This is a genomic window from Pseudomonas rosaeacicularis, assembly GCF_057128745.1.
The window spans coordinates 178,004-199,175 of sequence record NZ_JBSKHT010000011.1 but is presented as its reverse complement, the minus strand read 5'-3'; the positions used below and the strand labels follow the sequence as shown (position 1 = coordinate 199,175).

General features: G+C 59.0%; 21 protein-coding genes. 12 read left to right on the top strand and 9 right to left on the bottom strand.

Annotated features, from left to right (window positions below):
- The first annotated feature begins 293 nt into the window (after positions 1-293).
- On the top strand, positions 294-1,658 hold the full coding sequence (gene eat, locus ACWKWM_RS16110) for an ethanolamine permease (protein WP_483847086.1): 1,365 nt from the start codon (positions 294-296) through the stop codon (positions 1,656-1,658).
- A gap of 121 nt (positions 1,659-1,779) precedes the next feature.
- A complete protein-coding gene (locus ACWKWM_RS16105; protein ID WP_483836037.1) occupies positions 1,780-1,947 on the top strand; it encodes a DUF2897 family protein in 168 nt (55 codons plus the stop codon).
- Positions 1,948-2,062: 115 nt separating this feature from the next.
- On the opposite strand, the gene ACWKWM_RS16100 is transcribed toward ACWKWM_RS16105, so the two are convergent.
- A complete protein-coding gene (locus ACWKWM_RS16100; RefSeq protein WP_483847137.1) occupies positions 2,063-2,872 on the bottom strand; it encodes a substrate-binding periplasmic protein in 810 nt (269 codons plus the stop codon).
- Positions 2,873-3,213: 341 nt separating this feature from the next.
- Between ACWKWM_RS16100 and ACWKWM_RS16095 the strand changes: the two genes are divergently transcribed.
- Complete coding sequence (locus ACWKWM_RS16095) at positions 3,214-3,762, top strand: 3'-5' exonuclease (protein ID WP_483847085.1); 549 nt, start codon at positions 3,214-3,216, stop codon at positions 3,760-3,762.
- An 82-nt stretch (positions 3,763-3,844) separates the two neighbouring features.
- Entirely contained in the window at positions 3,845-4,129 is a 285-nt protein-coding gene (gene ppnP, locus ACWKWM_RS16090; RefSeq protein WP_483847084.1) for a pyrimidine/purine nucleoside phosphorylase, read from the top strand.
- Between the two features lie 186 nt (positions 4,130-4,315).
- On the opposite strand, the gene ACWKWM_RS16085 is transcribed toward ppnP, so the two are convergent.
- Positions 4,316-6,094: an ABC transporter transmembrane domain-containing protein gene (locus tag ACWKWM_RS16085; protein ID WP_483847083.1), complete on the bottom strand. Its 1,779-nt coding sequence runs from the start codon at positions 6,092-6,094 to the stop codon at positions 4,316-4,318.
- A gap of 278 nt (positions 6,095-6,372) precedes the next feature.
- Here ACWKWM_RS16085 and ACWKWM_RS16080 point away from each other — a divergent pair, with 278 nt between their 5' ends.
- A complete protein-coding gene (locus ACWKWM_RS16080) occupies positions 6,373-6,549 on the top strand; it encodes a PA1571 family protein (protein ID WP_483847082.1) in 177 nt (58 codons plus the stop codon).
- Positions 6,550-6,687: 138 nt separating this feature from the next.
- On the opposite strand, the gene pdxB is transcribed toward ACWKWM_RS16080, so the two are convergent.
- Positions 6,688-7,830, bottom strand: coding sequence for a 4-phosphoerythronate dehydrogenase PdxB (pdxB, locus tag ACWKWM_RS16075; protein WP_483847081.1), 1,143 nt, complete (start codon positions 7,828-7,830; stop codon positions 6,688-6,690).
- Between the two features lie 128 nt (positions 7,831-7,958).
- Positions 7,959-8,213, bottom strand: a complete 255-nt coding sequence (tusA, locus tag ACWKWM_RS16070) for a sulfurtransferase TusA (protein WP_483847080.1) — start codon at positions 8,211-8,213, stop codon at positions 7,959-7,961.
- 427 nt (positions 8,214-8,640) lie between these two features.
- On the opposite strand from tusA, the gene ACWKWM_RS16065 reads away from it, so the two are divergent.
- The 6 genes from ACWKWM_RS16065 to ACWKWM_RS16040 are packed head-to-tail and all read left to right on the top strand — an operon-like array spanning position 8,641 to position 14,698.
- Positions 8,641-11,556 (top strand): monovalent cation/H+ antiporter subunit A, encoded by a 2,916-nt coding sequence (locus ACWKWM_RS16065; protein ID WP_483847079.1) that lies wholly within the window; start codon positions 8,641-8,643, stop codon positions 11,554-11,556.
- Positions 11,556-11,900 carry a Na+/H+ antiporter subunit C gene (locus ACWKWM_RS16060; RefSeq protein ID WP_483847078.1) on the top strand — a complete coding sequence of 115 codons (345 nt, stop codon included), beginning with the start codon at positions 11,556-11,558 and terminating at the stop codon, positions 11,898-11,900. The genes ACWKWM_RS16065 and ACWKWM_RS16060 overlap by 1 nt, the downstream gene beginning before the upstream one ends.
- Positions 11,897-13,576: a monovalent cation/H+ antiporter subunit D gene (locus ACWKWM_RS16055; RefSeq protein ID WP_483847077.1), complete on the top strand. Its 1,680-nt coding sequence runs from the start codon at positions 11,897-11,899 to the stop codon at positions 13,574-13,576. Before ACWKWM_RS16060 ends, ACWKWM_RS16055 begins: the two co-directional genes overlap by 4 nt.
- Complete coding sequence (locus ACWKWM_RS16050; protein WP_483847076.1) at positions 13,573-14,061, top strand: Na+/H+ antiporter subunit E; 489 nt, start codon at positions 13,573-13,575, stop codon at positions 14,059-14,061. Before ACWKWM_RS16055 ends, ACWKWM_RS16050 begins: the two co-directional genes overlap by 4 nt.
- Positions 14,058-14,336, top strand: coding sequence for a K+/H+ antiporter subunit F (locus ACWKWM_RS16045; protein WP_483847075.1), 279 nt, complete (start codon positions 14,058-14,060; stop codon positions 14,334-14,336). The genes ACWKWM_RS16050 and ACWKWM_RS16045 overlap by 4 nt, the downstream gene beginning before the upstream one ends.
- Positions 14,333-14,698 carry a Na+/H+ antiporter subunit G gene (locus ACWKWM_RS16040; protein ID WP_483847074.1) on the top strand — a complete coding sequence of 122 codons (366 nt, stop codon included), beginning with the start codon at positions 14,333-14,335 and terminating at the stop codon, positions 14,696-14,698. Before ACWKWM_RS16045 ends, ACWKWM_RS16040 begins: the two co-directional genes overlap by 4 nt.
- Positions 14,699-14,802: 104 nt before the next feature.
- Here the strand turns inward: ACWKWM_RS16040 and ACWKWM_RS16035 are convergent, their stop codons facing one another.
- Positions 14,803-15,270, bottom strand: coding sequence for a hypothetical protein (locus ACWKWM_RS16035; protein WP_483847073.1), 468 nt, complete (start codon positions 15,268-15,270; stop codon positions 14,803-14,805).
- A gap of 339 nt (positions 15,271-15,609) precedes the next feature.
- Between ACWKWM_RS16035 and ACWKWM_RS16030 the strand changes: the two genes are divergently transcribed.
- The gene (locus tag ACWKWM_RS16030) at positions 15,610-15,849 is read left to right on the top strand and encodes a DUF2789 domain-containing protein (RefSeq protein WP_483847072.1); all 240 of its coding nucleotides are present in this window, start codon (positions 15,610-15,612) and stop codon (positions 15,847-15,849) included.
- Positions 15,850-15,877: 28 nt separating this feature from the next.
- Here the strand turns inward: ACWKWM_RS16030 and ACWKWM_RS16025 are convergent, their stop codons facing one another.
- From ACWKWM_RS16025 to ACWKWM_RS16010, 4 genes are all read right to left on the bottom strand, one after another.
- Complete coding sequence (locus ACWKWM_RS16025; RefSeq protein ID WP_483847071.1) at positions 15,878-17,347, bottom strand: T6SS phospholipase effector Tle1-like catalytic domain-containing protein; 1,470 nt, start codon at positions 17,345-17,347, stop codon at positions 15,878-15,880.
- Positions 17,348-17,767: 420 nt separating this feature from the next.
- The gene (locus ACWKWM_RS16020; protein WP_483847070.1) at positions 17,768-18,172 is read right to left on the bottom strand and encodes a TraR/DksA family transcriptional regulator; all 405 of its coding nucleotides are present in this window, start codon (positions 18,170-18,172) and stop codon (positions 17,768-17,770) included.
- 314 nt (positions 18,173-18,486) lie between these two features.
- Complete coding sequence (locus tag ACWKWM_RS16015; RefSeq protein ID WP_483847069.1) at positions 18,487-19,509, bottom strand: ABC transporter permease; 1,023 nt, start codon at positions 19,507-19,509, stop codon at positions 18,487-18,489.
- Positions 19,510-19,573: 64 nt separating this feature from the next.
- Positions 19,574-21,130 (bottom strand): sugar ABC transporter ATP-binding protein, encoded by a 1,557-nt coding sequence (locus ACWKWM_RS16010; protein ID WP_483847068.1) that lies wholly within the window; start codon positions 21,128-21,130, stop codon positions 19,574-19,576.
- Positions 21,131-21,172: the final 42 nt, after the last annotated feature.

Sequence of the window (21,172 nt, the reverse complement as noted above, 5' to 3'; positions counted from 1 at the left end):
GCGCGATCCCGACCTTGCTGGAGCGAGGCTTGCCCGCGAAGGCTTTGGTACATGCACCACGGATCTATCACTCATGACATCGAATTCGCGGGCAAGCCTCGCTCCAACAAATACCGTGTCTTTTCGCACTCCCGGCGAGCATCCCGCGCACCAATCCTGCTCGTCTACGCTTACATTCTGCAACAAACGTTCTGCAAGCGACGGCTTTTGAAACATAACGACATACCCGCCACGTGCTGGCATGACCACTGCAGCGGGATGCCCGATGAATCAATGAATCCAGGGAGAGACGCATGAATACGCAACTAAAGCCCACGCTGGGCACGCTGCATTTGTGGGGGATCGCCGTCGGGCTGGTCATCTCTGGCGAATACTTCGGCTGGAGCTACGGCTGGGGCGTCGCCGGGACACTCGGTTTCCTGGTGACCTCACTGATGGTCGCCGCGATGTACACCTGCTTCATCTTCAGTTTCACCGAGCTGACCACCGCCATTCCTCATGCTGGTGGACCGTTCGCCTACAGCCGCCGAGCCTTCGGTGAAAAAGGCGGATTGATCGCCGGGCTGGCGACGCTGATCGAGTTCGTGTTCGCTCCGCCGGCCATTGCCCTGGCCATTGGCGCTTACTTGAACGTTCAATTCCCGGGCCTGGACCCCAAGCATGCTGCGGTCGGCGCGTACATCGTGTTCATGACGCTGAACATTCTGGGCGTGAAGCTCGCCGCCACCTTTGAACTCGTGGTCTGCGTGCTCGCCGTGCTGGAGTTGCTGGTGTTCATGGGCGTAGTTGCCCCGGCCTTCAGCTTCAGTAATTTCGCCCTGAACGGCTGGGCCGGTTCAGACAGCTTCGGCCCTGGCGCGATCTCCGGGATGTTTGCAGCCATCCCGTTCGCGATCTGGTTCTTCCTGGCGATTGAAGGCGCAGCGATGGCCGCCGAAGAAGCCAAGGACCCCAAGCGCACCATCCCCAAAGCCTACATCAGCGGCATCATCACCCTGGTACTGCTGGCAATGGGCGTGATGTTCTTCGCAGGTGGCGTTGGCGACTGGCGCACCCTGTCGAATATCAACGACCCACTGCCACAAGCGATGAAAACCGTGGTCGGCGAAAGCTCTGGCTGGTTGCACATGCTGGTCTGGATCGGCCTGTTCGGTCTGGTGGCGAGCTTTCACGGGATTATTCTTGGCTACTCGCGTCAGTTCTTCGCCCTGGCGCGCGCCGGTTATCTGCCTTCTTCACTGGCCAAACTGTCGCGCTTTCAAACGCCGCACCGCGCAATCATCGCCGGCGGCATCATCGGTATCGCCGCGATCTACAGCGATGGGCTGATCAACCTGAGCGGCATGACCCTGACCGCGGCCATGATCACCATGGCGGTGTTCGGCGCCATCGTCATGTACATCATGAGCATGCTCAGCCTGTTCAAACTGCGTAAAACCGAACCGTTGCTGGAGCGTACTTTCCGCGCACCGGGTTACCCAATCGTGCCGGGCATCGCACTGGTGCTGGCGGTGGTTTGCCTGATCGCCATGGCGTGGTTCAACGCCCTGATCGGCTTGATCTTCCTGGCGTTCATGGCGGGGGGCTTCGTTTACTTCTTCCTCACGGCCCACTCTCGCGCCGCCGCGCCTGCCGACGCGATGCTCACCGGACTTTGAAACGCAGGCCTTCGCACCCAGGAAAACGGGGCCGCGCCACGACGCGGGCCCGTCGGGCACCTACAATTGAACCACTGGACAGCTTCGCTGCTCCAACTGGTATCACAAGAGGAAAGCCCAAATGCCCTGGTATGCCTGGTTAATTCTAGTAATTGCAATCGGTTCGATCGTCGGTGGCCTGTTGATGCTGAAAGATTCGGCGAAGAAACTGCCCCTCACCGACGAACAACTCAAGCGCGTCCATGAGCGCAATGCAGAAATGGACGCCAAGGAAGCGCGGGATCGCTAATCGATAATTTTCCAACGGTAGCAGCGCGCTTGCCCGCGATGATGATCTACCAATCGACATTCATATGTCTGGCAGAAAACATCGAGGTCAAGCGCGCTCCTGCATCACGCTTTCTCTAGTCCCGATCCAGATCAAACGCCATGGCCCGATGACTGGCTTGCGGGATCACTGCAATCCGGAACGGCTGGAAGATCTTGAACATTTGCCCGTCGTCACGCAGCCGTTGCAGCAGCGCATTGAACTGGGCGCCGGTAATCGGAGCGTTCGGACGCAGCAGTGCGAAGTGCCGGTAAACCTGATCGATTCGTTCCGACACCAGCAATTCATTCCCCTCGCCAGGGTTGGCCGCTAAAAAAGTACTCAAATACGAACGAGTGACCAAGGCGATCTCGGCCCGATCACGCAGGACCATCAACAGGTTGCTGTCGTGGGAATACGTCAGCGTCGCGTTGTAGGTATCACTCAGGTATTTGGGGTCAGCGTTGAACTGCGCGAACGCATAGTGATACCCGTTGAACAAGGCCAGACGTTTACCCTCCAGTTGATCGAAGTAGCTTTGATCGCGACCATTGATCCGGTGGGTGACGAACACTTCCGCGTCTTCCAGGCCCATGTCGACTGCAACGTGGGGAATACCTTTCCAGCCCCAATCGGGGTTTTCGAAAATCGCCATGTCAAAGCGCGCCTGCTCGAAATCCCTGAACCGGCGAGGGATCGACGTCGGCACCATTTCGAACTGAAAGTCGCTTTGCATGGCATTGAGCGCCGTGATCATTTGAGCGAGCAGGCCGGACTTTTCCCCGCGCTCAGGCCGAATCGCATACGGCGGAAAATGCGCTGCACCAATGCGCACCACTTGAGCCGCGCCTGACGGACACGCCCAGAGCGACGCAGACGCCAGAATCAGAGTGTGGAACAGGGTCATGGAAGCGGGTTTAGCAGGCATCCGCACGGGCGTAGAACTCAAGACAAAGCACCTCTGGCGAATCGAGTCTCGCTAAGCTAGGCGTTTCGACACAATTAGACAACGATCAAATAAGTGCAAATTAACTTTCCCTCTATTTAGCCACTCGTACGGCATTTACTCATTCGTACGGTGGGTTAGCGGATGCCGGACAAAAAATCCGTCTCAGGCGAAATCATCTCCACCCCGGTGAGTCCCATTCATGGACTACAGATGCGATTACCACGTTGCGGTTGGACGGCACGCGCCGAATATGACTACGCTCCAGTCCATTGCGTACTGGCTTGAAATTGGAGTTCGACATGGCGCACTGGCTGGTGATTGATCTGGAGGCGACCACCGAAGAAGGCGGTTGGCCGGTAGCAGAAATGGAAATCATCGAAATCGGCGCCACTGTGGTCAATCGGGACGGGCGCGAGGTGGACCATTTCGAGCGCTTCGTGCGACCCCAGCGTCGCCCGCTGCTGACCCCGTTCTGCAAGGAACTGACCCACATCAGCCAGAGCAATATCGACAGTGCCGCGCCGTTCAGTGTGGTCTGGCCGATGTTCGAACGCTGGCTGGGGCATCACCAGAACAAGCTGGACGGATGGGCTAGCTGGGGTGACTACGACCGGCTGCAACTCGAAGTGCAGTGGCGCGAACAGCAAATGACCAGCGCGCTGGGCACCTTTCCCCATCTCAATCTCAAGCAGCGTTTTGCCCAGGCGCGCCAGTTGCAGAAGGCCCCCGGCCTGAACGGTGCACTGCAACTGGCGGGCATGCACTTCAACGGTCAGCAACATCGCGCCCTGAACGATGCGCGCAATACGGCAAGGCTGCTGCCGCTGATCATTCCTGCCAGACCGTGACGCATTGATCAAAGCGGATGACGACCTTTTGTACGTTCGGCATACTGTCGGGCCCTTTCCAGCCCTTTCAAGGAGACCCCTCATGCTCAAGGTCAACGAATATTTCGACGGCACGGTCAAGTCCATCGCGTTCACGCCTGTTGAAGGCAAAACCGCGACGGTTGGCGTCATGGCTCCGGGCGAATACGAATTCGGCACCGCCCAACCTGAAACCATGCTGGTCGTCTCAGGCTCGCTGACCGTCAAACTGCCGGAAAGCAGCGACTGGAAAACCTTCGCCGCCGGTGAATCCTTTGAAGTGCCGGGCGAAAGCAAATTCCAGCTGAAAGTCGAAGTCGACACCGCATATCTGTGTGAGTACCACTGACATAGTTGTTGGAGCGAGGCTTGCCCGCGAAGCTGCGAATGCGGTGTGTCAAACAGACCAATAAGCGCATTGCATGTCTGTAGGAGCGAACTTGTTCGCCAGGCGTTCTGCCTGACGCACCGCATTGGCCGTCTCGCCAACAAGTTGGCTCCTACAGGAACCGCGCAGAATCAAACTGCGCAATCGTTACACCACCTCCTCCACCCCCTGATTGAATTGCAGCGCCGCGAGCCGCGCATACAGCGGATTGCTGGCGATCAATTGCTGATGCGTGCCTACCGCCATCAAACGGCCCTGATCGATCACTGCGATGCGATCGGCGTTCTGCACCGTCGCCAACCGATGGGCGATCACCAGCGTGGTGCGGCCTTGCATCAGCGTCGGTAGCGCCTGCTGAATCAAGTGTTCACTTTGCGCATCCAGCGCGCTGGTCGCCTCGTCCAGTAACAGAATCGGCGCATCGGCGAGCAACGCTCTGGCAATCGCCAGTCGCTGACGCTGGCCGCCGGACAAACCCATGCCACTGTCGCCCAGATGGGTCTGATAACCCTTGGGCAACTGCTGAATGAATTCGTGGGCATGAGCGATCTTCGCTGCGGCCTCGATCTGCTCGAGGGTGGCGTTGGCATTGCCGTAGCGGATGTTGTCCTCAACGCTGCCGAAAAAAAGCGCCGGGGTCTGCGAAACCCAGGCAAAGCAGCGCCGCAAGTCCAGCGGGTCCAGGCGATCAGCGGGCAGCCCCTCAATCAGCACCCGCCCCTGCTGCGGGTCGTAAAATCGCAGCAGCAGGTCGAACAAGGTTGATTTGCCTGCGCCAGACGGGCCGACCAAGGCCACCGTTTCCCCAGGTTCGATGACCAGACTCAGGCCATCAATGGCATTGCGCTCAGGCCGCGAGGGATAGGCGAACGTAATGTTTTCCAGAGCCAGATGCCCGCTGATCCGCGCCGGCAATTGCAGCAGATTGCTGGTCGGTGCGGTGATTTCACTGCGCGCCTGCAGCAATTCGGTAATACGCTCGGCCGCACCCGCTGCGCGTTGCAGCTCCCCAATCACTTCGCTCAGGGTGCCAAACGCACTGCCGACAATCAGGCTGTAAAAGACGAACGCCGCCAGCTCGCCGCCGGAGATGCGCCCGGCGATCACGTCCATGCCGCCCACCCAAAGCATGACGGCCACCGCGCCCAACACCAGCACTATCACCAGTGTAATCAGCCATGAGCGCTGCAGAATCCGCTTGCACGCGGTCTCGAAGGCAACTTCGGCGGTCTTGCCGAAGCGCTGCTTGTCCTGCGCCTGATGGTTATAGGCCTGCACGGTTTTAATCTGGCCCAGCGCCTCGGACACATAGCTGCCAACATCGGCCACCCGGTCCTGGCTCTCCCGCGACAAACTGCGCACGCGACGGCCAAAGATCAGAATCGGCGCGACCACCAGCGGCAGCGCCACCACCACGATGCTGGTGAGTTTGGGGTTGGTGAAAAAGAGCAGGATGATCCCGCCGATGACCATTAACGCATTGCGCAGAAACATCGACAGCGACGAGCCGATCACCGATTGCAACAACGTGGTGTCTGCGGTCAGCCGAGACTGGATCTCCGAACTGCGGTTGTTCTCATAGAAGCCGGGATGCAGGTTAACCAGATGATCGAACACCTGCTTGCGCAGGTCTGCCACTACCCGTTCGCCTATCCAAGACACCAAATAAAACCGCGCGAACGTGCCGATGGCCAATGCCAGAATCAGCAACATGAACAGGCCAATGGTTTCGTTGAGCAAGGTGGGCGAGCGCGTCATGAAACCCTGATCCACCATCAACCGAATGCCCTGGCCCATGGACAGGGTGATGCCAGCCGTGACGATCAGCGCCACCAGCGCGCCAATCGCCTGTTTGCGGTAAGGCGCGATCATTCGCAGCGCAAGACGAATGGCATGGCGCTGGCGACCGGAAAGCACTGAAACCATAACGAGGACTGCCCTGGAAAATGACTCGAACGCAGAGCCTACACCCCGTAGAGCAAGACACGCTCGTCGGCTTGCGCTGAACTCGAAGAAATTAACTCAGTCAGTTGAGTTATGACCGCACGGCAGGCTCGCTAGACACGATTGATCTAATGCCGGGATGGTGGATTTCCGGCAATTCTGGTGAACTGAATTAATGTTTGAAGCGCCAACAGACGTTGAGGTGCGGTCATCAAACGTAAAGTAGTTTCAAAGCGCAAAACCTGATGAGGAGACAGGCCATGAGCTTGCATGAAAGCAGCAATCACGTACCCGCGGTCCAAGCCAACCCGAACCTGAATGTCGGGGGCGCGATCCTCGACGAGGACGGCAGAGAAGTTCTGATTACCGAGGAAATGGTGCAGGTCGCGTGTCAGGAGTGCGAGAAGGCCTGGGTCAAACCTGAAAAACAAGATTGATGCGACACCTCATTTAAAACCCGGCCCGCGTGCCGGGTTTTTTCTGTCTGCCCAAATCTGTAGGAGCGAACGTGTTCGCGAGGCGTCAAGCGTCAAGACAGATCCATCCCCTCGGCCGCCTCGCCAACAAGTTGGCTCCTACAGAGCTACGCCGCCCACAGCGGTGACGATCTGGCGCAACGCCTCGGACTCACCATTGAGGCTGACCGGCAAACCTTCGATCTCCCGGCGGGGCGGGTAATGTTTGCGCAAGGCATCGAAGGCCAGTCGCTGACTGTCGGCACTGCCCACCAGACTGCGCCTGAAGTCAGCGTCATCGCGCCGAGGGTCATACACACCACGACACAACATGTTCAACGCCCACATCGGATCAGTCTCTGCATCCAGCGTCACCTGCGCCAACCAGGGTTTGGGCAGCAGATCAATCAGGCGTAGTTCAGGTGTTGTGCCGAAGTGCGCACACAGCGCCTGATAAATCTGCTCGGTACCGCGCTGCCGGCCATCGAGGCTGTAGCCGGCAATGTGCGGCGTGGCAATAACGCACAGCTCCGCCAGTTCGACGTCAACGTGGGGCTCTTTTTCCCAGACATCCAGCACCGCTTGCAGGTCCTCGCGAGCCAGCAACACTTCGCGCAACGCTTTGTTGTCGACCACCGGCCCACGAGCGGCATTGATCAGCCAGGTGCCTTCCTTCAGTTGTTCAAGACGCGCGCGATCGAACAGGTGCCAGGTCGGCAGGTCGCCGGATTTGGTCAGCGGCGTATGCAAACTGATGACATCGCAATGCTGGATGATCTCTTCCAGGCTGACGTAATCCCCGCCTTCCGCCGCCTGACGCGGCGGATCGCAGACCAGCACGTTCCAGCCCAATGCGCGCAACACCGTGATCAGGCGCCCGCCAACTTGCCCTGCCCCGATCACACCGTAAGTGCGCTGGCGCAGGTCCACGCCTTCGATTTCAGCCAGGGTGAGCAAGCTGCCGAGCACATAATCCACCACGCCACGGGCATTGCAGCCGGGTGCACTGGACCATTGAATGCCGCTCTGGGCGAAGTAATCGAGATCAAGGTGATCGGTGCCAATGGTGCAGGTACCGACGAAACGCACCGGACTGCCTTCAAGCAGCTCACGGCTGACGTGGGTGACTGAGCGCACCAACAAGATGTCTGCCTCGGCCACGGCGGCGTGGTCGATGGTGCGGCCAGGGTAACGGCGGATTTCGCCGAACCCTTCGAAAAAGGCGTCGAGCAGTGGAATGTTTTCGTCAGCAACTATGCGCATGATGGGCTCCCTGAAGTCGCGGCAGTGTAGGCGCTGGCGCCGCGACGGGCCAGTGCGACCGCTCAGAGAATCGGGACGTGGGCGGGCTGCCCCCTAGCTGTGGATTTTTCTGACGCGTCGCGGGGCGGTCAATCCTGCTTTTTGCGAATCCAGTACAGGTACACACCGTCGGCTGCGTTTTGCTCGATCAAATCGTGGCCCAGGAACACACAAAATTTGGGTATGTCGCGTTGGGTGGAAGGATCAGTGGCGATGACCTTGAGCAAGCCCCCTGCGTGCAGGTCGCGGATCTTCTGGTGCAGCATCATCACCGGCTCAGGACAATTGAGGCCGCTGGCGTCCAGGACGGCATCGGCAGAAAGGCGTTCGATGGATTCAGTCATAAGTGGCTCCAAAAACTGGCGGGCATTGTCGCCTAAATGATGACGGCCGCCAAACGACTGAACGTCGCACTTTGCAGGAGTGAGGCTTGCGCAATCCCGTTTCTGACCAACGGGCGTAGCAACTGTCTTTCTCATGACAAGGGCGCAGCGGCCCCAAATCCAGACGCCTGGGTTGCACCTGACGCAACGAAAATCCAACAGGGCCGGTTGATCCATCAGACTATCGCAACGCTGCTTCTGCCCGGAGGGCCTAGGAGTTCGGCCGGGCGGCGTTCCGTTTGCCGACGATGGGCTGCGCAGTGGCCCCCATGGAAATTTCCTACAGTGAAAGGCGTTGTTCTTTGTAGGATTCTGCGACACCTTGGCATTTGGTGATCCCGGATGTGCCACGTATGATCCTTGACATTTCTCCGCAGATTAGAAGCCTATGTCCCTGATAGTTCTACTGCTTCTGCCGTTCATTGGCAGCTGTATCGCAGCGGTACTACCGCATAACGCCCGCAACAGTGAATCCATTCTGGCCGGCCTGATCGCCTTGATCGGCGCGGTTCAGGTGGCACTGTGGTATCCGCAGATTGCCCACGGCGGGGTAATCCGCGAAGAGTTCTTCTGGCTGCCCAGCCTGGGCCTGAACTTTTCGCTGCGCCTGGACGGCTTTGCCTGGCTGTTTTCCATGCTGGTGCTGGGCATCGGCACCCTGGTCTCGCTGTACGCCCGCTATTACATGTCACCGAACGATCCAGTGCCGCGCTTTTTCTCCTTTTTCCTCGCGTTCATGGGCGCCATGCTCGGGCTGGTCCTGTCCGGCAATCTGATCCAGATTGTGTTTTTCTGGGAACTGACCAGCGTTTTCTCCTTCCTTCTCATCGGCTACTGGCACCACCGGGCCGATGCGCGACGCGGCGCTTATATGGCGCTGATGGTCACCGGCGCAGGCGGTCTGGCGTTGCTGGTGGGCATGATGTTGCTCGGCCACGTGGTCGGCAGCTATGACCTGGACCGCGTACTGGCATCGGGCGACGTGATCCGCGCCCATGCGCTGTACCCGGTATTGCTGACGCTGATTCTCATTGGCGCACTGAGCAAAAGCGCGCAATTCCCCTTCCACTTTTGGCTCCCCCACGCGATGGCGGCGCCGACACCGGTCTCGGCTTATCTGCACTCGGCAACCATGGTCAAGGCCGGGGTATTTCTGCTGGCCCGACTCTGGCCCTCGTTGTCCGGCAGTGAGCAGTGGTTCTGGATCGTCAGCGGTGCCGGGGCTTGCACCCTGGTGATCGGCGCCTACTCGGCCATTTTCCAGAACGACCTCAAAGGCCTGCTGGCCTATTCCACCATCAGCCATTTGGGGCTGATCACCTTGTTGCTGGGGCTCAACAGCCCTCTCGCTGCCGTCGCGGCGGTGTTTCACATCCTCAACCACGCCACGTTCAAAGCGTCCCTCTTCATGGCTGCAGGGATCATCGACCACGAAAGCGGTACCCGAGACATCCGCAAACTCAGCGGGCTGATAAAGCTGATGCCTTACACCGCGACGCTGGCGATGGTCGCCAGCGCTTCCATGGCGGGTGTGCCGCTGCTCAACGGCTTTCTGTCCAAAGAGATGTTCTTCGCCGAGACGGTGTTCATCAGCGCCACCGATTGGGTCGAGATGGCCCTGCCGGTGATCGCCACGATCGCCGGGGCTTTCAGCGTCGCCTATTCCCTACGCTTCACGGTGGATGTGTTTTTCGGCCCTAAAGCCACCGACCTGCCGCACACCCCGCACGAACCACCACGCTGGATGCGCGCCCCGGTTGAGTTTCTGGTATTGGCCTGCCTCATCGTCGGGGTGTTTCCGGCGCAATCGGTCGGTCCCTTGCTGGCCGCAGCCGCGCAGCCAGTGGTGGGCGGAGAATTACCCGAATACAGCCTGGCGATCTGGCATGGCTGGAACGCACCCATGATCATGAGTCTGGTGGCCATGGGCGCAGGGATCGTGCTTTATCTGCTGCTACGCAAACCGCTCAAGCGTGAACGTTTCAACGGGCCGCCGCTGGTATCGCGCCTGAACGGCAAGCGCCTGTTCGAGCGTTCGCTGGTGATATTCATGCGCTTGGCGCAGCGTTTCGAGCGGTTGCTGACCACGCGCCGCTTGCAGGCGCAGCTGTTTCTGATGGTGTTCGCCGCGTTGGTCGCAGGCTTCATCCCGATGTATTCCAGCGGCTTGACTTGGGGTGACCGGCCGAAGATTCCGGGCTCCGGCGTGTTCGTGATTCTCTGGCTAATCGCCATCGCCTGCGCCATCGGCGCCGCTTGGCAAGCCAAGTATCACCGTCTGGCAGCAGTGACCATGGTCGGCGTCTGCGGCTTGATGACCTGCGTCACCTTCGTCTGGTTTTCCGCGCCGGACCTTGCCCTCACCCAATTGGTGGTCGAAGTAGTGACCACCGTACTGATTCTGCTCGGCTTGCGCTGGCTGCCGCGACGCAACGAAAACGCCGAAGGCCCGCGCTCGCGCAATCGAGCCCGCGCCCGGCGGATTCGCGATTTCGTCCTTGCCCTGGGCGTTGGCGGCGGCATGGCGTTGTTGTCCTACGCCATGCTGACGCGACCCACGCCCAACGCCATATCCGAGTTTTACCTCAGTCGCGCGCTGGCGCTGGGCGGCGGCACCAACACGGTCAACGTGATGCTGGTGGATTTCCGCGGCTTCGACACCTTCGGCGAAATCACCGTGCTGGCGGTGGTAGCACTGACCGTATTCGCCCTGCTGCGGCGTTTTCGCCCACCAAAGGAAAGCATCCCGCTGCCGGCGCAACAACGCTTGCTCGCGCGGGACGTGGTCACCGATCTGGTCAACCCGCGCAGCGCCAGCGACACGGCGCTGGGTTTCATGATGGTCCCGGCGGTGCTAGTGCGTTTGCTGTTGCCCGTGGCCTTCATGGTCTCGATGTATTTGTTTATGCGCGGACACAACCAGCCCGGCGGCGGCTTTGTCGCAGGCCTGGTGATGTCGGTGGCGTTCATCCTGCAGTACATGGTCGCCGGCACCCAGTGGGTCGAAGCGCAGATGAGTCTGCGTCCGCTGCGCTGGATGGGCACCGGGCTGTTCTTTGCACTGGCTACCGGGATCGGCTCGATGGTGCTGGGCTATCCGTTCATGACCACCCACACAGCACACCTGAACCTGCCGCTGCTAGGCGATATCCATGTCGCCAGCGCGCTGTTCTTCGACATCGGCGTGTATGCCGTGGTGGTGGGTTCGACGCTGCTGATCCTCACCGCGCTGGCGCACCAGTCCGTGCGCAGCCATCGGCCGACGTCGCTGCCTAAACCTATCAACGTGCAAGGAGCTGTCTGATGGAAGAAGTCATCGCCATTGCCATTGGAATCCTCGCGGCCTCGGGCGTCTGGCTGATTCTGCGGCCACGGACCTTTCAAGTGGTCATGGGCCTGTGCCTGCTGTCTTACGGTGTCAACCTGTTCATCTTCAGCATGGGCAGCCTGTTTATCGGCAAAGAGCCGATCATCAAAAACGGCGTGCCCCAGGACCTGCTCAATTACACCGACCCGCTGCCACAGGCGCTGGTGCTGACCGCGATCGTCATCAGCTTCGCCATGACCGCGCTGTTTCTGGTGGTGTTGCTGGCGTCACGCGGCTTGACCGGCAACGACCATGTGGACGGTCGGGAGTCCAGCGAATGACGTGGATGAATCAACTGATCGTCGCGCCGATTCTGCTGCCTGTCCTTACCGCGGCCTTGATGCTCTGGCTGGGGGAAAAACACCGCCCGCTCAAGGCGCAGATCAACCTGGCGTCCACCGCGCTGGGCCTGGCGATTTCAGTCACGCTGATGATGTGGGTGCAAAAATCCGGCACCACCGGCTCCATTGGCGTGTACCTGCCGGGTAACTGGGAAGCGCCGTTCGGCATTGTGCTGGTGGTCGATCACCTTTCAGCGCTGATGCTGGTGCTCACCGGGATCATCGCTTTCTGCGCGCTGCTGTTTGCCATGGCACGCTGGGATCGGGCCGGTGCCAGCTTCCATGCGCTGTTCCAGATTCAGCTGATGGGTTTATACGGCGCGTTTCTGACCGCTGACCTGTTTAACCTGTTCGTGTTCTTCGAGGTGTTGCTGGCTGCCTCTTACGGCATGATGCTGCACGGCTCCGGACGCGCGCGGGTCTCGGCGGGCCTGCACTACATCACCATCAACTTGCTGGCGTCTTCGCTGTTTCTGATCGGAGCGGCGCTGATTTACGGCGTCACCGGCACGTTGAATCTGGCGGATCTGTCGGTAAAAATCCCATTGGTGGCCGACAAGGATTTGGGACTGCTGCACGCAGGCGCTGCCATTCTGGCCGTCGCTTTCCTGGCCAAAGCCGGGATGTGGCCGCTGAACTTCTGGCTGGTGCCAGCCTATTCGGCGGCTAGCGCGCCGGTTGCGGCCCTGTTCGCGATCATGACCAAAGTCGGCGCCTACACCCTGTTGCGTCTGTGGACGCTGCTGTTCTCCGGGCAAGCGGGTGCCTCGGCGTTCTTCGGTGACGACTGGCTGATCTACGGCGGCATGGCGACGTTGTTGGTGGCCGCCGTGTCGATCATCGCCGCGCAACGTCTGGAGCGTATGGCGAGCCTGAGCATTCTGGTGTCGGCGGGGATTCTGCTGTCGGCGATCGGTTTTGCCCAGCCGAGCCTGACCGCCGGCGCGCTGTTCTATATGGTCAGCTCGACCCTGGCATTGAGTGCGTTGTTTCTGCTGGCCGAGCTGGTCGAACGCTCGCGTTCGGCCAACGAGATCCCGCTTGAGGACGACGCTGACCAGTTGCCCAAGGCCATGGAGGCGCTGCACCCTGTGCCGGGCACGAACCTGGATGACGAACAAAAAGCGGTGGTCGGCCAAGTGATTCCGTGGACGATGGCGTTTATTGGCTTGAGCTTCGTGGTCTGCGCGCTGTTGATTATCGGACTGCCGCCCCTGTCGGGATTTCTCGGCAAGCTGGCGCTGATCAGTGCCCTGCTCAATCCACTGGGCCTGGATGTCGCTCAAGACGAAGCCATTGGTGCTGCGAGCTGGGCACTGATCGCGCTGCTGATTTTCTCCGGGATGGCAGCGTTGCTGTCGTTCGCCCGCATCGGCATTCAGCGCTTCTGGACACCCCACGAGCGCCCGGCGCCGTTGTTGCGTCGCTATGAATGCCTGCCCATCGCGATCCTGCTCGGGCTGTGCATGGTGATGACGTTCAAGGCTCAGGCGTTGCTGCACTACACCCAGGACACTGCCGCCGCGCTGCATGATCCGAGGCAATACGTGCTTTCGGTGATGGCCACGAAAACTTTGCCCGGCCCCGCCAGCCTGAGTCCGGAGGTGTCGCCATGAAGCGATTGTTTCCGGCGCCCCTGCTGTCGCTGTCATTGTGGGCGTTGTGGCTGGTGCTCAATCTTTCCGTCAGCCCGGGCAATGTGCTGCTCGGCGCCCTGCTGGCCTTCCTGGCGCCGCTGATGTTCGCGCCACTGCGACCGTTGCCGGTGCGGATGCGCAAACCGGGCGTGGCACTCAAGCTGTTCTTTGTGGTGGGGCGCGACGTGATTGTGTCCAACTTGTCGGTGGCATGGACAGTTTGGCGCGCCGGCCACAAGCCGCCGCGTTCGGCCTTCGTCAAAGTCCCGCTGGACCTGCGCGACGCCAATGGCTTGGCAGCGCTGTCGATGATCACCACAGTGGTGCCGGGCACTGTCTGGTCGGAGCTGGCGCTGGACCGCAGCGTACTGCTGATGCATGTGTTTGATCTGGACGATGAGGCGGCCTTCATCGCGCACTTCAAATCGGCCTACGAACGCCCGTTGATGGAGATCTTCCAATGAGCGCCCTGCTTGCCAATGCAATCCTGGTCAGCCTGTTCATCTTCGCGATGGCGATGGTGCTGACGCTGATTCGCCTGTTCAAGGGGCCGTCCGCGCAAGACCGGGTACTGGCGCTGGATTATCTATACATCCTGGCGATGCTCACGATGCTGGTGCTGGGGATTCGTTATGCCAGCGACACCTATTTCGAAGCGGCGCTGTTGATCGCGCTGTTCGGCTTCGTCGGCTCGTTCGCGCTGGCCAAATTCCTGCTACGTGGCGAGGTGATCGAATGAATGGCGTGGACGCTGTGCCGTTCTGGGCACAAGTGCTGACTGCGGCCCTGCTGGTCCTCAGCAGTCTCTTCGCGCTGACCGGTGCAATCGGTTTGCTGCGCATGAAAGATTTCTTCCAGCGCATGCACCCTCCCGCCCTCGCTTCGACCCTGGGCGCCTGGTGCGTGGCGCTGGCTTCGATCGTGTATTTCTCGGGCCTGAAGTCCGGCCCTGTCATCCACGCGTGGCTGATTCCGATCCTGCTGGCGATCACCGTGCCGGTCACAACGCTGCTGCTGGCCAGAACCGCGTTGTTCCGCAAGCGCATGGCAGGCGACGACGTGCCGCCCGAAGTGAGTGACGGGCAGCAGGAAGGGAATTAAATATCGATGTTTTCTGTAGGAGCCAACTTGTTGGCGAGAAGCCGCGCTGCGCAGTGTCGGGTATGCCGCCTCGCTAATGAATTCGCTCCTACAGATTCAATCACTTACTCGCTGGGTTTGAACACCAGCTCGCCCTTGCGCCATTTGGCAGCCTTGGCCGATGCGGTTTTCAAGATCTTGCTCAAACCAGTGACAATCTGCTCTTTGGCCGCAAATACCATGAAAATGGTGTGCGACTCCTTGAACACAATGCCGTGGCCGTCTGGGGTGTCGACGTAGGCGTATTCACCCAGACCGTAAACGGACATTTTGATTTCGCGAAACTTCAATTCGAACTTGCCGCCTTCCCGGCTGGGCAACACGGCGGCGCGGAAATGATCGCCGACCTTGAGCTCAAGGCGCGGTTTGTCGTCGACAACCAACGCGGTGTCCGTGTCGATTTCCGACATATAAATGCCATCAGGGGACTGCTCCAGAACATAAACAAAACGGGCCTGGAACTGTTTAACCAACTGCGCGCGCAGATCACCCAGTACAAAAAGAGCATGGGTATCCAGATTACTTACTGCCAATGTGCAAACTCCCAACCTGAAAAAAACCCACCCGGCCATGGCGCCAGGCAACAAAAAGGAAAGCGATCCAACGATGCGCCCCGAGTGCCGGGCGCGGGCACGAACGGATTCTACCGGCTCGCAGTCTATCCGCGATATATACCTTTCGTCCTTTATAGCTCGGTTTTGCACGCTGTGAGGTCTTTATCGAGACGTGGTCGCAGTGCCTGAGCGTATTGCTCTGTGACTCAGGAGACCGTAACTGCATAGAACTCTCGTGAAGGCGCCGACTCACATGCAACACAGGGCTGAACATACCGTATACGCCAGTGCGGGCCGCAAGCCCGACGAGGAGATGACATGGAACTCACAACGCCGACACTTGAAACCTTGTTCGAACAACTGGGCCTGGATTCGGATCAGGCCAGCATCGATGCGTTTGTAGACAAAAATGGTCCGTTGCCTGATGACGTAAAAGTCTCCGAAGCTGACTTCTGGTCGCCCCAGCAGCAGAAGTTTCTCAAGGGCGAACTGATGCTGGATGCCGAGTGGGCGCCGGTGGTGGACGAGCTAAACGTGCTGCTACACGAAGCCAAATAACTGTCTGACCGACGCCGCCGTTAATCAGCTACTGCGGATAGCCTGGCTGTCCGCAGTTTGGAAATCTTAACCGGCCCCCCGCCGCAGGCGCATGGACAAACAGACTGTCGCTCCACTGACCGGACTTGCCCGCCAGCGCCTTCCAGTGCGCAGAACGGTGAATGTAGCCGCGCGAAAGCACACGCGCTTCGTGCTCCGTCAGCGAAATGTTCCCGGCCTGGCCTTGTTCGATCAACTTGCTGGCAATACCTCGCAATTCTGGAGGCACACTCGAGAGCATGGCGTCGGGTATTGGCCCGAACGGCGCGCCCTGTTCAGTGGCCAGCGCATGCATCAAGCGCAGGTACACTCCGCAAAGATTCCCAAATACCCTTCGTTCAAGACTCACGGCCGCCCACACCTCCTTCATGCCGCGTACCGACTGGCTGTGACTTTCCCAGCACGTCACGCGCATGCAGCCATCGGCATCCCGAGGGTCGAGCCACTGCAGGGCATCCATACCAGCGAGTTCGGCCTGAGTCTCGCGCCAGGCGTCTGTGTCTTCACTGAGGGTGCGCAAGCTGACCAGGCTGCGCCGAGGGCGGGTCAGCAAGACATTTTCCTGAGCTTGCATCGCGTAGCCGCCCCCGACGTCGGAATGCGCGCCGGGCACGGTAATCTCTCTGGTCCAGCCAGGCGCGATACTGTTCAGTGAGAAGTTGCGCCGCAGTTCATCCCCTGCCACTAAATGAATAACTTCGTCAGCGCAGCCGGGCGGCAGGAACAGATTGACTCTTTTGTTGATCGAGTCACTGACGTTGCCCATATCCGCAACGCCCCCAATCGCTGCCACGGTATCGAACAGCCCGATCAACTTCAGGCTGATACAACCATTGGCCCACTTGAACTGCGGGCTCAAAGGCAATTTGCGCTGTTCAACAACGGCGTTCAGCAGTCCCTTATGTTGTTTCAAAACTTCATTTGCCAAATGACGTGCAGCGGCGGCACCACGGCTGAACCCAAACAGGTCAAGTTCAAGTGCAGCAATCACACAGCCCGGATTATGAGCAGCAAATTCCGACATGACCTTTGATATTTTTTTGACGCCTTTGGCAACTTTCGCAACCACGCCAGTATGGCCACGCCCCATACTTTGTCCGGATATAACAGAATCGCGACCGCCTGAGGTTGTGCCAATGCCGCTGACATATATCGAGTGATAAGCCTTCAGCCCGCTACCGGAATTATTGGCGATAGGTTGTTGCCGGTAGAGATCCGCCAACAGGGCAATATTGGTCAGCGCACTGCTGTAACTGCTGCCGGGGTCCGAATGCCGACCGCCGCATTCCAGGATATGCGCATTGTTGTAGGTCTCAGCCATTGCACGGCAATCGGAGCCGATCTGACTGTTGACTCGGTTATTACCGGTGCCATCGAAAAACACGCCGATACGCAATGTCACTGCGAGCAGGCCGTTATTTGACACTTCTGACGTTTTAGTAACGGGAAATCTTTTCATCCTTAGTGCACCTTACAAACTGTAGCCAATAAGAAACTGAATAACATCCAGTCATATTTAATACAGCTTGCGGATTACTAGAGAAACGTCAAGCTAACCATCAGCACTTCAGACAAGTCCCACACGTATTGGTGAAATCATAAACATGCATTGGAGAGATTTCTTACATTACATAGAATTATGACAATTAAAGGTAACGATCTGCACTGGAATAGACGATTGCTTGAAGCCACTGCAACACCCGGCCGGCGGGTCAGTAAAACTTCAAGTAGTGTGAGCGTGTATGCAAAAGCGAGCACTGGACCACTGTTAAAACGGTCTCAACAACTGAGTGAGTGCTGCGGCGGACAACGAATTGATAACCGGACCCGGGAGATCCAGCGAACATCCGACTGCCCTAAGGCAGTCAGATGAGACACATCAAGCCTGACGCTGGTGACGGTCGATCTGCTCGTGGCGTTCTTGCGCTTCGATGCAGTATTTGGTGGTAGGACTGATCAGCAGGCGCTTGAGGCCAATAGCCTCGCCGCTGTCTTCGCACCAGCCAAACGAATCGTCGCCAATACGCGACAGCGCCATTTCCAATTGCGGAAGCATGCGTTGATCACGGTCGATCACATTCACCAACCAGTGACGTTCTTCTTCAACAGAAGCCGCGTCAGCGGGATCAGCCGGGGAATCCAGGCTCTCGATAGCGATACGGCTCTGCTCGATCCGCGCATGGATTTCGACTTTCATGGATTGCAACAGCTCGACGAAGAAAGCGTGCTGCTCGGCGTTCATGTAATCATCGGCCGGCATCGCCAGCAACTTTTCCTTGGTCATTGATTTCTCTATAAAAAAAACGTGCATTAAGGCGAATTAAAGGAGCGGCTCAGCGTAGCCGTAAAGCGCCATAGTCTCCAAGCGCCACCCGGCACTCAATTTACGAGGGGCGGCAGTCTAAGGCCGGGGTCTCTGCTCGGCAACATAATTGAACAAGATTCGCTCAAGTAGCAGTCGCAATCCCGGCCGGGCGAGGTTTCGAGCCCTCAACCCATAGCACAAGCCAGCCTCTGACTCGACACCACTGCGTCGGTTCAAACCCATTGCAAAACAAAAAGGGCCTCTAAGGCCCTTTTCGCTGCGCATCCAAAACTTCAGCGTTTGAGTTTGCGTTTGTTGCGGTATTGGTCGATCACCACCGCCACCACGATAATCAGCCCTTTGATGATGTCCTGCACGTAGGCATCAACGCCGATAAAGGTGAAACCACTGGCCATCACCCCCAGAATCAGCGCACCGATAACGGTCCCGGTGATGCGCCCCACGCCCCCTGCCAGGCTGGTGCCGCCGATCACCGCTGCCGCGATGGCGTCCAGCTCATAGGACACCCCCATCCCAGCCTGCCCGGTGGCCGCCCGCGCCGAGGCGACTACGCCAGCCAGCCCGGCCAGCAAACCAGCGATGCTGTAGACGATCACCAAATGCCGTTTGACGTTAATCCCGCTGGTGCGCGCCGCCTGCATGTTGCCGCCGATGGCGTAGGTATATTTACCGTATTTGGTATAGCGCAGGGCGACGTGGAAAATCACCGCCACCACCAGAAAGATAATCACCGGCATCGCGCCTTGGCCAATCGCGGTATAGGAGTCATTGAGCATGCTTACCGGTTGCCCTGAGGTGTAGAAGCGCGCCAGGCCACGGGCTGAGACCATCATGCCCAGCGTCGCGATGAATGGCGGAATACCGGTAATGGCAATGATGCTGCCGTTGATCGCCCCTGCCAGCAGCCCGACGCCCAGTCCCGCGATCACCGGTATCCACACCGGCAAATCAGTCAACGACGGAAATACCGCCCGGGTGTATTCCGAAGACTGGGCCAGACTCGCCGCCACCATCGCCGAAAGCGCCAGCACTGAGCCCGATGACAAGTCGATACCCGTGGTGATGATCACCTGCGTCACGCCGATGGCGATCAGCCCGATGATCGACATTTGCAGGATCATCAGCACCAGGCGCTGGGAATTCATGAGAAAGCTTTGATCGCGGACGATCCAGCCGAACAGTTCGAAAATCAGACCGATGCCGATCAGAACCAGAAAGATGCTGAGTTCCGTTGGCAGCCGGCGCTTGTGCTTGCTGGGCGCCGTGGCAGGTTTGTTGTCCAGAATCGCGTTCATTTTCATGCGTCCTTCTTATTCTTCTCGGGTGTGTGCCGTTGAGCAGGTCAGGCGCACAGCAATGTCAGTGAACGGAATGGCCCGACGCCAGATGCATCACCCGCTCTTGCGTCGCTTCGGCGCGGTTCAGGGTGCCCATCAGCTCGCCTTCATGCATGACCAGAACGCGGTCGCTCATGCCCAGCACTTCCGGCAGCTCCGAGGAAATCATGATGACCGCCATGCCCTCGCTCGCGAGAAAGGCAATCAGCCGATAGATCTCGGCCTTGGCGCCGACGTCGATGCCGCGCGTTGGCTCGTCGAGAATCAGAATGCGGGGATTGGTCATCAACCAGCGCGCCAGCAATGCTTTCTGTTGATTACCCCCTGACAGCGTGTCGATGCACTGTTCCAGCGAAGGCGTCTTGACGCGCAGCTTCTTGCACATGTCTTCGCACAAGGCGCGCAAGGCTTTTTGCTGCACGAATCCGCGGCCTGCGTAATGCGGCAGCACGGCCATTTCCATGTTTTCCAGCACCGACAGGCAGGGAAACAGACCGGTGAGCTTGCGATCTTCGGTCAGCAGAGCAAACCCCTTCTCAATCGCAAAATGCGGATCGCTGACCCGCACGCTCACGCCGTCCAGCTGGATGTCACCCCGGGTGCTGGGGGTGATGCCAAAAATGGTTTCGGCGACGTTGGTCCGGCCAGAGCCCATCAGCCCGGCGATGCCGAGAATCTCCCCGGCGTGCAGGTCGAACGACACGCCGTCGAACACGCCATTGAGCGACAGATCGCGCACCGACAGCACCCGCTTGCCGATCGGCGTCTCGCGCTCGGGAAACAGCTGCGTCACTTCGCGGCCGACCATCATCGAAATCAGGCTGTCGCCGTCCATGCTGTCAGCACGTTGCAGGCCGATGTAGGCGCCGTCACGGAACACCGCCACTTCATCGGCGATGCTGAACACCTCATTCATTTTGTGGGTGATATAGATGATGCCCTTACCCTGAGCGCGCAGGTCGGCAATGATCGAGAACAGGTGCGCGACCTCGGTTTCAGTGATTGCCGAGGTCGGTTCGTCCATGATCAGCACGTCCGAATCGTAAGACACCGCCTTGGCGATCTCGACCATCTGCCGCTCGGCGATGCTCAGGTTGCCCACCGATTCCTCGGGGTCAAGGTTGATGCGCAGGCGCTCCAGCAGCGCGGCGGTGCAACGATGCATTTCCCGGTGATCGACCATGTGAAAGCCGTTGAGCTGTTCACGGCCGATCCAGATGTTCTCGGCGATGGTCATGTGCGGCATCAGGTTGAGTTCCTGATGGATCATGGCGATGCCCGATTGCAGGGCTGCCAACGGCGTGTCGAAGGTGACCGGTTTGCCGCGAAGACGAATCTCGCCGGTGTCCGGCTGGTAGATGCCAGCGATGATTTTCATCAGCGTCGATTTGCCTGCCCCGTTCTCGCCCATCAATGCCAGCACACTGCCCGCACGGACCCGTAGTTGCACGTTGTCCAGCGCGATTACGCCAGGAAACCCCTTGCTGACGTTGACGATTTCCAGCAGGTAAGGCGACTCGGCGCCCAGCGCGGCGGCGTCGGCTCTGGCGGTGGGGGAATCAGTAGCTGAAGCAAACATGATCACGGGCTCCTGTGTCGACAGCGGCCGGGGACGAAGCCA

Coding starts and splice junctions, on each gene's coding strand:
- eat (WP_483847086.1), top strand. CDS start 294: ATGAATACGCAACTAAAGCCCACGCTGGGCACGCTGCATTTGTGGGGG.
- ACWKWM_RS16105 (WP_483836037.1), top strand. CDS start 1,780: ATGCCCTGGTATGCCTGGTTAATTCTAGTAATTGCAATCGGTTCGATC.
- ACWKWM_RS16100 (WP_483847137.1), bottom strand. CDS start 2,872: ATGACCCTGTTCCACACTCTGATTCTGGCGTCTGCGTCGCTCTGGGCG.
- ACWKWM_RS16095 (WP_483847085.1), top strand. CDS start 3,214: ATGGCGCACTGGCTGGTGATTGATCTGGAGGCGACCACCGAAGAAGGC.
- ppnP (WP_483847084.1), top strand. CDS start 3,845: ATGCTCAAGGTCAACGAATATTTCGACGGCACGGTCAAGTCCATCGCG.
- ACWKWM_RS16085 (WP_483847083.1), bottom strand. CDS start 6,094: ATGGTTTCAGTGCTTTCCGGTCGCCAGCGCCATGCCATTCGTCTTGCG.
- ACWKWM_RS16080 (WP_483847082.1), top strand. CDS start 6,373: ATGAGCTTGCATGAAAGCAGCAATCACGTACCCGCGGTCCAAGCCAAC.
- pdxB (WP_483847081.1), bottom strand. CDS start 7,830: ATGCGCATAGTTGCTGACGAAAACATTCCACTGCTCGACGCCTTTTTC.
- tusA (WP_483847080.1), bottom strand. CDS start 8,213: ATGACTGAATCCATCGAACGCCTTTCTGCCGATGCCGTCCTGGACGCC.
- ACWKWM_RS16065 (WP_483847079.1), top strand. CDS start 8,641: ATGTCCCTGATAGTTCTACTGCTTCTGCCGTTCATTGGCAGCTGTATC.
- ACWKWM_RS16060 (WP_483847078.1), top strand. CDS start 11,556: ATGGAAGAAGTCATCGCCATTGCCATTGGAATCCTCGCGGCCTCGGGC.
- ACWKWM_RS16055 (WP_483847077.1), top strand. CDS start 11,897: ATGACGTGGATGAATCAACTGATCGTCGCGCCGATTCTGCTGCCTGTC.
- ACWKWM_RS16050 (WP_483847076.1), top strand. CDS start 13,573: ATGAAGCGATTGTTTCCGGCGCCCCTGCTGTCGCTGTCATTGTGGGCG.
- ACWKWM_RS16045 (WP_483847075.1), top strand. CDS start 14,058: ATGAGCGCCCTGCTTGCCAATGCAATCCTGGTCAGCCTGTTCATCTTC.
- ACWKWM_RS16040 (WP_483847074.1), top strand. CDS start 14,333: ATGAATGGCGTGGACGCTGTGCCGTTCTGGGCACAAGTGCTGACTGCG.
- ACWKWM_RS16030 (WP_483847072.1), top strand. CDS start 15,610: ATGGAACTCACAACGCCGACACTTGAAACCTTGTTCGAACAACTGGGC.
- ACWKWM_RS16025 (WP_483847071.1), bottom strand. CDS start 17,347: ATGAAAAGATTTCCCGTTACTAAAACGTCAGAAGTGTCAAATAACGGC.
- ACWKWM_RS16020 (WP_483847070.1), bottom strand. CDS start 18,172: ATGACCAAGGAAAAGTTGCTGGCGATGCCGGCCGATGATTACATGAAC.
- ACWKWM_RS16015 (WP_483847069.1), bottom strand. CDS start 19,509: ATGAACGCGATTCTGGACAACAAACCTGCCACGGCGCCCAGCAAGCAC.
- ACWKWM_RS16010 (WP_483847068.1), bottom strand. CDS start 21,130: ATGTTTGCTTCAGCTACTGATTCCCCCACCGCCAGAGCCGACGCCGCC.